Origin of the sequence: Pseudoalteromonas sp. SG44-17 (assembly GCF_014164235.1) — a bacterium.
Taxonomy (GTDB): Bacteria; Pseudomonadota; Gammaproteobacteria; order Enterobacterales; family Alteromonadaceae; genus Pseudoalteromonas; species Pseudoalteromonas rhizosphaerae.
The window spans coordinates 194,821-208,040 of the sequence record NZ_JACJEV010000004.1 but is presented as its reverse complement, the minus strand read 5'-3'; the positions used below and the strand labels follow the sequence as shown (position 1 = coordinate 208,040).

Annotated in this window: 11 protein-coding genes; 8 read left to right on the top strand and 3 right to left on the bottom strand. The window is 40.3% G+C overall.

All coding sequences use genetic code 11. The features are described 5' to 3' along the window. Nucleotides 1-89: 89 nt before the first annotated feature. Nucleotides 90-3,116 carry a TonB-dependent receptor domain-containing protein gene (locus tag H5182_RS05035; protein WP_145234753.1) on the bottom strand — a complete coding sequence of 1,009 codons (3,027 nt, stop codon included), beginning with the start codon at nt 3,114-3,116 and terminating at the stop codon, nt 90-92. A 571-nt stretch (nt 3,117-3,687) separates the two neighbouring features. Here H5182_RS05035 and H5182_RS05030 point away from each other — a divergent pair. Continuing rightward, nucleotides 3,688-5,829, top strand: coding sequence for a winged helix-turn-helix domain-containing protein (locus H5182_RS05030; RefSeq protein ID WP_182759625.1), 2,142 nt, complete (start codon nt 3,688-3,690; stop codon nt 5,827-5,829). A gap of 7 nt (nt 5,830-5,836) precedes the next feature. Here H5182_RS05030 and H5182_RS05025 read toward each other — a convergent pair whose 3' ends face one another. Next, nucleotides 5,837-6,166 (bottom strand): 5-carboxymethyl-2-hydroxymuconate Delta-isomerase, encoded by a 330-nt coding sequence (locus H5182_RS05025; protein ID WP_145234757.1) that lies wholly within the window; start codon nt 6,164-6,166, stop codon nt 5,837-5,839. 17 nt (nt 6,167-6,183) lie between these two features. Then, entirely contained in the window at nt 6,184-6,771 is a 588-nt protein-coding gene (locus H5182_RS05020; RefSeq protein ID WP_182731317.1) for an outer membrane beta-barrel protein, read from the bottom strand. A gap of 104 nt (nt 6,772-6,875) precedes the next feature. Here H5182_RS05020 and H5182_RS05015 point away from each other — a divergent pair, with 104 nt between their 5' ends. The 7 genes from H5182_RS05015 (at nt 6,876) to H5182_RS04985 (ending at nt 13,032) form a co-directional block, all read left to right on the top strand. Continuing rightward, entirely contained in the window at nt 6,876-7,346 is a 471-nt protein-coding gene (locus tag H5182_RS05015; protein WP_182717226.1) for a CreA family protein, read from the top strand. 15 nt (nt 7,347-7,361) lie between these two features. Next, nucleotides 7,362-8,144, top strand: a complete 783-nt coding sequence (locus tag H5182_RS05010) for a hypothetical protein (protein ID WP_145234763.1) — start codon at nt 7,362-7,364, stop codon at nt 8,142-8,144. A gap of 2 nt (nt 8,145-8,146) precedes the next feature. After that, nucleotides 8,147-8,770 carry a LysE family translocator gene (locus tag H5182_RS05005; RefSeq protein ID WP_145234766.1) on the top strand — a complete coding sequence of 208 codons (624 nt, stop codon included), beginning with the start codon at nt 8,147-8,149 and terminating at the stop codon, nt 8,768-8,770. 34 nt (nt 8,771-8,804) lie between these two features. Further along, nucleotides 8,805-9,299 (top strand): gamma-glutamylcyclotransferase family protein, encoded by a 495-nt coding sequence (locus H5182_RS05000; RefSeq protein WP_182759624.1) that lies wholly within the window; start codon nt 8,805-8,807, stop codon nt 9,297-9,299. A 29-nt stretch (nt 9,300-9,328) separates the two neighbouring features. Next, nucleotides 9,329-10,873 (top strand): serine hydrolase, encoded by a 1,545-nt coding sequence (locus H5182_RS04995; protein ID WP_182759623.1) that lies wholly within the window; start codon nt 9,329-9,331, stop codon nt 10,871-10,873. Between the two features lie 72 nt (nt 10,874-10,945). Continuing rightward, nucleotides 10,946-11,869 carry a histone deacetylase family protein gene (locus H5182_RS04990; protein ID WP_182759622.1) on the top strand — a complete coding sequence of 308 codons (924 nt, stop codon included), beginning with the start codon at nt 10,946-10,948 and terminating at the stop codon, nt 11,867-11,869. An 83-nt stretch (nt 11,870-11,952) separates the two neighbouring features. Continuing rightward, entirely contained in the window at nt 11,953-13,032 is a 1,080-nt protein-coding gene (locus H5182_RS04985) for a DKNYY domain-containing protein (RefSeq protein WP_182759621.1), read from the top strand. Nucleotides 13,033-13,220 lie beyond the last annotated feature (188 nt).

Below are 13,220 nucleotides of genomic sequence, written 5' to 3'. Positions count from 1 at the left end.
TGCGATACGTACCTTTGACAACAACCTAGTAGTTATAAAACTAACGAATCATTAACACTTCGTTAGCAATAAATTTTAGACGCTATCATTTAAAAACTATATTGCGCACCTAAGTACATATAACGACCAGTACCACCGCCATATCCACTGTAATAATTACCGTTGCCACTTGGGTAGAATGCGCCTTTATTATCAAATATATTATTAATTCCACCAAACACGCGTAAGTCGCTGTTTGAAGTTAAGGCCATAGTGTAAGAAGCTGATAAACTATGCTTTATATATGAGCCGTAGTCTTGATAAGCAAGAGGCTCTGGGTTGGAAATACAGTCTGCACTTGCAGCGGCACAGTTTTCATTGTTTTCTAACACGGCCGTTAGGTAATCTTTTTCATCTTGTTGATCGGCTTTAAAAGAGCCCAAGAAGTTGGTACGCCAACGAATACGCAAGTCATCCAAACTCCATGCAATTGACATCGCGGCTTTGTCTTTACTGCGACCATATCCAGCATAATGAGTAACTACGTTATTGCCATCTAAACCTTCATAGGTTTGTGAGTTTTCAATAACGTGATTGTAGTCAAGCTTTAAAGATACTTCGCCATAACTACCAATATCAAAATCATAAGTCGCGACTACATCATAACCACGGGCTGTCAGCTCATCTAAATTATATTCACGCTGTAGAATTTTGATAATGTTACCTTCGTTATTTCGGGTGATATCATTACAGAACTCATTATTGCTACCCCAAGCTGCTTCAGAATCGTAACATTCATTCATAATATTTTCGTTACTGATCTCATCAATCGCATCAATAATGGCAATATCGTAGTAATCGATGGCGAGATTAAAACCACGGAAAAACTCCGGTGATAGTGTTACACCAAAGGTATAGGTATCGGCCGTTTCTTCTTTAAGGTTAGGGTTACCTGTACCTGGAGAATAATTGTTATCTTCGCTGTCGAATTTAAAGTTAGGATCCTCAGCTAGCTGTTTAGCAAGAGTTGGCTCTAAACGACAATTATCATGACCTGGCTTAGTTGAGGTCGCCGTTAAGCCATCACAAATATCATCATATGAGTCGAAATCGCCACGCGGTGGAGACATCAATTCGGTAATCGTTGGAGCGCGCTGTGCGCGAGCATAATTTGCGCGTACCATGTAGCCATCAACTGGCTGCCATAGTAAACCTAGTTTATAGCTGGCTACAGTATTGACGTTTTCCATGCTGTAATTAGCTAAGCGTAACGAGGTTTCAGCGGATAAGCTTTTTGCAAGAGGGGCATCTTTTAGTAGTGGAATCGCCAATTCTGCAAAGGCTTCATAGACTTCAACTTCACCATAAAACGAAGGAACAACGTTAAACGTAATACCGCCAACTTTCATGTCCTCACTGGTATCTAAGCTTTGGCTATCTTTACGATATTCGCCACCAAATACCGCAGAAACACTCCCTGCTGGTAATTCAAATAAATCACCTGTGATGTAACCCATCACTGTATATTGCTGAATCTTTGTATCAATAATCGGGTTGCTACGGATCCAGTCGGCCATATCTGGAGTAATTGAACCTTCACCAAATAGATTGATTGGTACACAGCCTGCTGCACGGGCTGCTTCATCTATACATTGAATAGAGCCATCAGCAAGTTTCTCCGCTTGTAATGCTTGATTTAAATTTATTACATTCAGTTCATTATTACGGATTTGATGCTGTTTAAATTGCCCATATCCGGCTGATACATCCCAATCCCATTGGTGATTAAACATAGTACCTTGTAGGCCTGCCCATGTCCGGATAGTGGTACGGTCATTATCAGTACTGATATTACCGACTTCGCCAAAGCGACGATCCCAATAAATGCGGTCTTTGTATGGATTTGCGTCTAAGATTTGTTGTGGCACATACGGGTTATTAATTGGAATGTAGCCCGGTGCGATATCTGCGATTGGATCGCCTGTTACAGCATCATAACGCGGTACGAATGCACCCTCATATTCATCTTCAGGTGACTTACTGTTGAACGAGCCACTTTTACTATATTGCAGTTGGAAGTAACTCATGATGTCGTCGCTGATATCAAAATCGATTTTTACAGCTGTTGACAGGTTATCACTTGGTACATCCAGCATTACGTACTGATTTGAGTTAATACCGTATATTTCTTCATTGCCTTTCCAGTCATCACGCAGTGTTTGACCGTCATACCAAAATTGCGTTTCGTTGTTATTGTTTTCTAGAAAAACGCCGCCTAAGGTGCCATCACTTTTACTTACCCAATCAGCTTGAGTAATGTCACGCATACATTTAGAGCCACTTTCGGTCATCATTTGATTGCACATAAGAGTGTTATTATAGCTATGTGCGGCTTCTATTTTTGCACGATCGCGATCATAGTAACTAATGCCAAAATCGCGGTCCCAGTTAGCACTAAAAAACACATACCCTTTATTATTAGCAAATGAATCGCCGTAGTTTAAATCAAGAGTAAACTCTTTGCCGCCACCTTCAGTGGTTTGGCCACCACGAGCCTGAAAATCAAAGCCTTCTTTTTTTGATTGGGTAATTATATTGACGACCCCAGCGACTGCATCGGCTCCATAAGTTGCAGATGCGCCACCACTGATTATTTCAACACGTTCAACCATGCCACTTGGAATGGTATTTAAGCTTACATAGTTACCGCCATAGCTATTTGACACTACACGGCGACCATCAATAAGAGTAAGGGTACGATTAGCGCCTAAGTCACGTAATTGAACGGTTGAAAGGCCAGTGCCAGAAATACTCGATTGACTTGTATTGTTGCCTATACTTTGGCTAAGTGCAGGCATGTTATCAACAAGAACATCAGATAAGTTACCTAAACCAGTGTCTTGAATCGCCGCGCGATCCATAGTCACTAGTGGTGTGGCAACAGAAAAACTATCACGCTTTAAGCGAGAGCCAGTCACCACTATTTTTTCAGGGGCTTCTTGTTTCTCTTCTTTTATCGTTGTTTTATTTGGCGTTAATTGATGTTCAATTTGTTTATCATTTGCAATTAATTGGCCTGAAAAGCTTGCTGTGATCGCCAGTGCTAATGCGCATTTTTTTGTTAATATACTGCTCACAGATTTCCCTTACATATTGAATCTTGATAAAACTAATGTATTAGTAATCTTTGAAGGGCAGTTCAAAGTACAGCAACTAATGCATTAGCGAATGGGTTTATACCCAAACCAGCTCAGATGTGAGTTTCAGTTAGAATTAAAAGCGATTTAGGCAAGGCATTGATTGGCTCTATTGTTAAAATCAATAACGAAGTATAAATCCGCTTTTAAACCAACCCTTTGGGCGTTTCACAGACACTTACTCTCTTGTTAAAAGGGACTGTCATTGTTGCAAAGTAATGCCTTGATATTAAGCTCCTGTAAAACGCTGAATTCTGCATCTTGAGGTGATTTGGGTATATTCGTGAGTTGTTTTAAATAATCGTGAACAAAAACACAATGAAAGGTATCTCGTTTATATCCCTATTTTACATCTATTTTATATCTATTCCTTTATTATCATATGGTTGAGTTTATTCAATCGAATGGTTGGTAAATTGTAATTATGCTGTCTATCGCGTTATTTTGCTTTTTGTGCCAATAAAAGGTTAACCTTCTAGACTTCTAAATATAAGGTGTAAATACGTTATTTATGAAAACTAACCAGTCATTTTCCTTAGGGCAGTGCGAAGTTAATACAATTGAAAATAAGCTGTTATGTGGTGAGAGTGAATGTGTATTGCAACCTAAATTTGTCGAGTTGCTGTGTTTTCTTGTTATGCGTTATCCAGAACTTGTTACTCGTGAAGATCTAATCGATGGTGTCTGGGATGGTAATCAATTTGTCGGTGAAAAAGCGCTGACCAATGCAATCTGGCATTTGCGTAAAACCTTTAAAGAACTAGACCCTGCTCATGATTATATTGCTACAGTTCGCAAAACAGGCTATCGCTTGGCACAGCAACCAGTATTTTTAGATACTCAAAAGCTAAAATCAGAAGTAAAGCCGCAGTTAACGCAAATAAAAAAGAGTAAACAAGTACTTTTTAGTAGTGTTAAAATTGCAGTCATGGTGGCTACCGTTATGGTATGTCTTGCGTTTTTTTATTTTAAGCGGCAAATTCCGAGTCTTGAGCCGTTAAAGTTCACATCTTTATCTGAACATGTTGAAACCATTACCACGAGCCCAGGTCGGGAGTTATTTCCGGCAATTTCAAACGACAGCCATTTTATTGTTTATTCTTGGCGTCGCCCTGGACAGCAAGCAAACCTTTATCTTCGAGATTTATTTTCACCTGAACAAGCGGCTATAGCCTTAACTGAGAGCTCATTTCTTGAGGGACGTGCTGTATTTAGTCATGATTTAAATAATATATTTTATTATCGGCGAGATGAGCAAAGGCAGTGTGAAATAGTTAAACAAAATTTAACGACAGCAGTAACAAGGGTGTTGGCAACATGCGGTCAAGGCCGAAGCACCGATCTTGATATTAACGCCGCAGGTAATCAGCTGGTATTTATCAGTGATGATAAAAATGATCACGCACAAACACAGCTAAATATTGTTGATCTTCAATCAAATGAGTTAGCAATAACACGAGTGCCTTGCTCTGGGAACTGTGATTTTAACGATGAATCAGTGGTATTTTCGCCGGATGGTAAGCAGCTCGTGGTATCGCGAAATTTAGCCTCCGGCTACGAAGAGCTATTTTTAGTTGAAATTGCTACTGGCAATGCTAAGCAATTGACCTCGGGATTTGTTGATATTCGTGGTGTGGATTGGCACCCGAGTAAAGATTTGTTGGTTTTTTCTGGGGTTGATCAAGGTAAGCGGCATGGTTATTTTTATGAATTAGCAACTGGGCGCTTAGTTGATGCGCACATTGACGGATTAAGTTATCCAGAATATAGCCAAGACGGCAGTTTGTATTTTCACCAATGGGATATCGACTCTACGCTGATGCGAGTTGAAACAAATAATGTGGTGGCGAGCTCTCCATTTCCTGTTTTATCTACACATTTTAATACGCGTTTTCCTGATTACAGTGCTACTAAAAATAAATTGGTATTTGTGTCAAATGAATCAGGCACGACAGAGTTGTGGATTGCCAATAAGGATGGCACGCAACGCAAGAAACTAACTCAGTTAAATGCCACTATTTATAGTCCTGTTTGGTCACCTGATGGACGTTATATAGCATTTGTCGTATCTAAAAATGAAGTGAATAGCCTTCGAATTTATGATTTTAATTCACAAAGTAGCAGCCAAATAAATACAGGCCTTAATTATCATGGCAAACCAAGCTGGGCGCCGGATAGTAAGAGTATATTGACCTCAAATAATAATGAGTTATACCGGTTTAATCTCAAAGGCGATAATTTAGGTAAAGCGATTGAGCAATCAACAATGTATGCGTATGAGGATAAGCATGGAGCGTTAATTTTTGCAGATATTGCAGCCAAACAATTATGGATAAAACAGCCTGATAGTGGCCATGCGCAATTACTTGTTGAATCTATTAATTTGTCTAATCATTCATCTTGGTACTATGTTGAGGGAGCAACTCAGGCGTTATCAAGAGTATATTACTTCAATGTAGAACGGGACGATTACCGTTTGAGTTATTATGATTTTTCTACGCAAAGTCAGCATGATTTGATGCGTTTACCTGAGCGTGCATTTAGCCGCAGCTCAGGTTTGACCTATATCGAAAATATAGGCTGGTTAGTGTATACCTCGTATAAATCACCACAAATTGATATTAAGCGTATTAAAGCTGAATATTTACCCTAGAGGCTGTTTAACACTTTCGGTAAATTTCGTGTTCCATATCGTGAACGTTAACGCTTAAGCTGTCTGATTCTCGGCAGTATATTTTTAAACAGTCTAACAACTGCTCGCTGAGTTGTTGCTTTTGTTTAATCGTACGTCCTTGCATAATGTGTGCGCCAATATGGATAAAACCTTCCTTACCATCGCCCAATTGATAATGTGTATAGGCTATAGCGCGAGTTTTAATCGTTGCTAATTCAAACAAGCCACTGTTAAACGTTGCTTGATGAATTTTTTCAACCAATACCTGCGGTAATACCGGTAAATCTTCAGAATGTTCAATGATGATATGTGGCATGTTATCTATTTGCTCCCCTAAAAACGATATGTGAAACCTAAGCTGGTTTGAAACTGATTGAGTACATCACCATCAAAATGCCACAAGCATTGCTTGTTTTCGTCTGTTGGTAATGTACATGAAACGTTACTGGCATTATTGACGATTGTTGCAAGCCAGCGAGTTTCAAATAAGATGCGAGCTTGATCGCTAAATAAGTATTCTAAACCGCCATACAGGCCGCTGGCAAAGAAAGTATCAGAGCTGGCGAAGTTAGGGCTTATGTAATTTGCACCAATTTGTGCGCCGACATAACTATTAATGTGGTTACTTAAAGGGACTTCAACAGCACTTTGAAACATAAAATACTGCATTTCAACGTTTTTATCAGGGGAGGATTGAAAGTCACTTTCGGTGTTTGAAAAGTAAAAACCATAACGAGCTGAGTCAATTGTTCTATCAATACTAAAAGCAAGATGGTTACTATCTTTGAGCTCTATTGCTAAACCGTTTTTAGTTTCTAATGATTGATTAAAGCTTTTACCAGTATAAATACTCAGTGAGTAACCAGCTAACGCACTCTGACTTACTAACAGTAAGCACAGTAAAACAAATACTTTTTTCATGGTGTCGTGCTCGTTGTTGTGATTAATTTAAGTTAGTATTGAAACATAGCTGAATATTAAATGTAAGCCACGAATCGTTTACCCCTACATGGAGCAAGTAATATATGAAACCTATAATGATAGGCGTATTGACAGGTTTATTGATCACCTTAGCGGGCTGCTCTGATGATGTTGCATCAGTTAGTTTGGGATTATTTACCACTAAAGATATTAAAGTTAACTCGCAACAAGACCCTCTAGTAAAAGGCGTAACCTGTCATATTAGCCATATCGAAGCAAACTTAGATTTTGCTGATCCTTCTGATATGTCTATTTCGTGTCGCCAAACTGGACCAATTACTGCCGACCAATTACAAGCGATTGACCGTAGTAAGTCGGGTGAGGTGGTATTTAAATCATCAAAAAGTATTTTATTTAAATCATTAAAAGTGCGTCGAATTTATGATGCGCAAACGCGAACTCTGTTATATCTGTCGTATTCAACTAAAGAGTCAACCGGCAGTCATCATCATGCGTTATCCACTGTGCCATTGTATAACACCCAAGCATGGGCATGGGCACAAGAGCAAGAATAAGCAAAAGAGCAAACTATGTTAGCGTTATTTAAAAGCAAACCTTTATTAGATGAACAAGAGCAGCAATGGCTGATTGATACTTTTGTGTGGGCGGTGGAAAATTTTGACAGCGACTATTTCATTAATAACTCGCAATTAGTTTTGCCAAACCACCAATGCTTTCCCGATGCGGTTTCAAGCATTGAAGAAATGGCCAGTAAAGTGTTTGAGCGAGTGGTTGGCTATGCGGGGCTGCAAGCTTGGCCAATTACGCTGGTGGCTCCACAGCAATTGCAGCCGCAAGTATTTCCTCATTTTGCTTTTAGTAATCAGTTACGTGGTGATAATAGCCAATTAATTGTGCCGCCAAGCCATACGGTTAATGTGTCATTTAATCCAAATCAAATTAATCAGCCACAAGATTTAGTGGCCAGCTTTGCCGGTACTTTAGCGACAATTATGATCCACCATGTGGGCGTGTTACCACCAGGCGGTAAAGAGTTTTTACCACAAGCCGCCGATGCCGTGGCATGTTTTTTAGGTTTTGGGGTAATGATGAGCAATACGGTGTATCAGTTTAAAGGGGGCTGTGGCTCGTGTTACAACCCCTATGCGAACAGGCAAGCTGCACTTAGTGAACCGCAAACCTTATTTATGCATGCCCTTATTTGCCACTTTAAAGGCTATAAAGATTCTAAAAAGCATTTAAAGCCGCACTTACGCAGCCAATTCAAAAAGGCGCAAAAAGAAATAAAAGCCTTAGTTAATAGTACTGCTAATCCGTTGCTGTTAGCGCTTGATGATAAAAAAGCGGGGTAATCGTGGCTTATTTAGATGAGTTTTTATTGATTGCACTGGCGCACTTTTTTGCTGTAGCAAGCCCCGGCCCAGATTTTGCCATTGTGCTTAAACAAAGTGTTCAGCAGGGGCGTCGTAATGCATTGTGGACCAGCTTTGGGGTAGGCCTGGCTATTTTATTACATGTTAGTTACTGCTTACTCGGGGTTGCGGTTTTATTAACGCAATCGCCAAATGTATTTATGGCATTAAAATATTTAGCGGGTGCATACTTGGCCTACATTGGTGTGCAAGCGCTTAGAAGTGCTAGACCGGCGCCAGCGCAGCAAGAAACTGTTTTTCAATCTCAAGGTGTTGAATCCAGTTGGATTGCATTTCGTCGCGGCTTTTTAACCAATGCGTTAAACCCAAAAGCCACGTTATTTTTTATGTCGTTGTTTACTTTAGTGATCAGTCAATCAACGCCATTAATTGTGCAAGCAGGTTATGGGCTGTATATGGCATTGGCAACGTGGGCGTGGTTTTCGTTTCTATCCTTGGTGCTATCAAAGCCTAGTGTTCGCGGTTTTTTTCAAAAAAGTGGCTATTGGTTTGACCGTGGTATTGGCGTGATTTTGATTGCTCTAGCAATAAGAATTGTAGTGTAAGTATTGTTTTAACAGAAATCTGTAGTAGGTGAATATGGCTGTATATAATTTTTCGTTTGGTTCAAATATGTCGTCGAGTCGTTTGTTGGCGCGTTTACCAAACGCTACTCGTATTGGTACGGCAATACTAGCCGGTTACGAGTTAACCTTTGATATGGTAAGTACTGATGGCTCAGGAAAAGGCAATGTACGCCCATCAAATGATAAGAACGCGCAAATATATGGCGTGGTATATCAACTCAATGACGCAGAAAAAACGATGTTAGACGCCATCGAAGGGCCCCGTTATGACTGCGTGGATATTCAAGTAACATTACTTGATGGGCAACAAGTCGCGGCGCATTGTTATATTGCCAACACCACTGATGCGCAGATACTGCCTTACGATTGGTATATGCAGCACGTTCATCGCGGTGCGCTTGAAGCTGGTGTGCCAAATGCGTACAGTGATGCCATAAAGTCTCGGCCAACCTGCCAAGATAGCGACAGTGCGCGTGCAGCCATTGAGTTTGCTGTACATCAAAAATAAAAACTAAAATGATAACTCCAAGGATTGTTATGAAATTAACTAAACTAGCGATTGCGGCCACCTTATTAGCGGGCTGTGCATTTAATAGCTACGCCGATATTGATACCAAGCACATTAATCAAGTGATTGAAAATTCAATGGCGCGCTTTGATGTGCCGGGTATGGCCGTGGCGATTGTTGAAAACGATAAGGTTATTTTTGCTAAAGGCTTTGGTGTTAGTAACTTAGATACTGGTAGCAAGGTGAATAAAGACACCTTATTTGGTATTGCATCAAATACTAAAGCATTTACGGTTGCGGCATTGGCAAAATTAGTTGATGAAGAAAAGCTCAGTTGGGATGACAAGGTAATTGATCACCTTCCTGAATTTCGTTTATACGACCCTTATGTAACCCGCGAAATGACGATCCGTGATTTATTAAGTCACCGTAGTGGTTTAGGGTTAGGCCAAGGGGATTTAATGATTTGGCCTGACACCGATAAATCAATCGAAGAAATTCTCGCAGGCCTTAAATATTTAAAACCAGCTAGTAGCTTTCGCAGCACATACGCTTATAACAACTTGATGTTTGTGACCGCTGGCGAGGTAGTCGCGCGGGTCTCAGGTATGAGCTGGAATGATTATATTGAAAAGAATATTCTCCAGCCTTTGCACATGGATAACTCACGCGCCGGTTTTTCGCGTATTCCAAAAAGTAATAAGAACTGGGCAACGGGTCATATTCCAATGGATGGTCAATTACATCCATTTTTCGTTAATTACTTAGAGGATTTTCGTGGTGCCGGCGCGATTGCATCCAGTGTGAATGATATGAGCCAATGGCTACGTACACAATTAGCCCATGGTAAAATGCCAAATGGCGAGCAGTTGTTTAGTGAAAAACAACAAGAGCAAATGTGGCATCCACATATTACCTCACTGGCGTCAAAAAGCGCTTATGAGGCTTATCATCAGCAATTTAGAGGTTATGGTTTAGGTTGGAGCATTGAAGACTACCACGGTATTAAAAAATTAGGCCATGGTGGTGGTATTTTAGGAATGGTATCGCAAGTTACACTGCTTCCTGAAAAAAACTTGGGTATCGTTATTCTTAGTAATCAACAAGCATTTAGTGCGCTATCAGCTATTACCCATGAAGTGCTTGAAGATGCACTCGACTTGGAAGATAAAGATTGGGTTGAAGATTTAGCTAAAAAGCACTTTGAAGGTAAACAAGAAGCGTACGCAAATGCAAAGCCGGACGCTCCTGCAGACTATCAACCACAGTTACCAAATATTAGCTACACCGGCACTTTGCATGATGATTGGTATGGTGATGTTATTATTGAAGAGCTGGACGGTAAGCTACGTATTGATTTCACGCATACCAAACGTTTAAAAGGGCAGCTTGAGCATTACACGGGCAACACATTTATCGTCAAGTGGGATGAAAAGCTACTCGAAGCTGATGCGTATATTAGCTTTGATATGAGCACTAAAAATCGTGTGAATGAAGCGACAATGCGTGCAGTATCAACAGCGGTGACTGATTTCAGTTTTGATTTTAGAAATCTTCATTTGCAAGCTAAATAGTAAACCAAAGTCGCAAAGCCACCAAAGGGTGGCTTTGTTATAGTTACAGTCGTTAACTCATTTGGAGCATTTATGCGTACTGCGATTATTTCTCATCCTTTTTGCCGTAAACACAAAATGATCGCGGATCATCCAGAGTGTCCTGAGCGCTTAGATGCTATTACCGATCGTCTTTTGGCCAGTGGCTTGGATATTGCCGTGCAGCAAAAGCAAGCGCCTAAAGCATTACGTGAGCATTACTTATTAGCCCATGATGAGGCCCTTGTATCGCTGGTGGAAAACACCCTCCCGGAACAAGGTTTAGTATCACTTGATGGCGACACTTGGTTATGCCCAGAGTCATTTTTGGCAATTGAGCGGGCGGTAGGGGCAGGGCTATTAGCCGTCGATGAAATATTAGCGGATAACCTCGATGCCGCATTTTGCTCCGTACGGCCACCGGGTCATCATGCAAACCGTACAACCTCTGCCGGCTTTTGTGTGTTTAATAACTTAGCAATTTCGGTGAAGTACGCGCAAAGTAAAGGGATTAAGCGCATTGCGATTGTCGATTTTGATGTTCACCACGGTAATGGCACGCAAGACATTTTTATCGATGATGACAATGTGTTGCTTTGCTCATTATTTCAGCATCCTTTTTACCCTAATACCGCCGTTGAAAATAACGATACATTGGTTAATTCACCGTTGCCCATAGCCAGCGATGGCAATGATTTAAAATCGGTGTATAACCAACAGTGGTTACCTAAATTAACTGAATTTAAGCCTGATTTATTATTTATCAGCGCAGGGTTTGATGCCCACCTTGAAGATGATATGGCAAGTCTCAAATTTGTTGAGGCCGATTATGCTTGGTTGACACAGCAGTTGTGTGACATGGTAGAAAGTACTGGCTGCAAAGGGATTATCTCTTATTTGGAAGGAGGATATAATTTATCTGCGCTAGGGCGAAGCGCCGTAGAGCATATTAGAGTGTTTACACAAGCAAAAGAGTAGCTTTATTGTCATTCTACAATTAAGTAAATATAGGTCTAACATTGTTGTATGATACCAATACCACTAATTAAACAAGGAAGATAATGTCTTTAGTAATTAATATCTTAGTCACGTTGGCACTGTGCTTTTGGGGGAGTATGATGATGATGTCGCCGATGATGTTTGGCGCTCCCGACGCGACGAATAACAAGCAAGCGGTATTAACAGCCTTATTATTTTTAAGCTATCCGGTACCGTTATTTTTGTTGATTGGTTTATTTGGTGGTAGTTATTTTGGCATTAACAGTTACAAGATGGCGCTGATAAGTGCCGTTGTTATCGGATTTTTATTTACGATATTTGGCTATACCAGTATGGTTAAGAATCTGCTTCAAGGTATTGCCAATGGTGGCTACTGTGTGGTCGAACAGCGTGTTTACTATAATGCTAAGTTAATGGAACACGCTGATGCTGAAAGCTTTATCAGTTACAGTCAAGCTGATTTAAATACCTATGATGCTCAACTGTACGCTAAAGATAAACAGCATCTTTACTACAGCGGTCAAGCTGTGAGTGGTGTTAACCTTGAAAACTTGCACGCTAAGATAATTGGCAGTGATCTTTATTGGCTTAACGATACTCAGGTGATTAAAGGCGAGCGTATTGTTGAGGGCGCAGATCCTAGCACTTATTCAGCATATGATTATTATAGTTTTTGGAATATCTCAGGGCATGAGGGAAATCAGGTCATTTACCATCACGATGAACCCATGCATAACATAGATGCGCAGTCATTTGTCCCTATTGATGATAGTTATGGGAAAGACGGGCAACATATCTTTTATCAAGGTCTCGCTATTTTAGCGGATGTTGATATTGATACCGCCAGGTTTTCACGATTAGATGAAAATTTTGCCAGCGATAATCAGCATATTTTTTACTTAAATGGGGAAGATAGCCATATATTGATAGGCGCTGAACCTGTTAATTTTGAGGTGTTTGAGCGCAACTACTACAGAAGTGGTGAGATTGTTTATTACGTTACACAATATGAGTCAGCAAAGCCGATGCCACAGATACATGCAGCCAGCTTTACGGTCACTCAATATGATGAACAAACGAATTCGGATGCTTACGATAAAAATAATTACTATCTTCGTGGTGAGGTTGTTGTAACGCGCTAAGGCGTTGCGATAAACGAGGTAATTTGCTGTTGAAAATGATTAAACAGAAGGAAGTTTATTCATACTCTCGGGTAACTTGCCTACGTTGGTTTGCGTTGCATCAACTTGGTTTATATCGATAAAGTCAAGTTGCCCATTTGCTATGATCTGCTTACCATTACTCAGTTTTAATGGTGTACTTCCTTGAT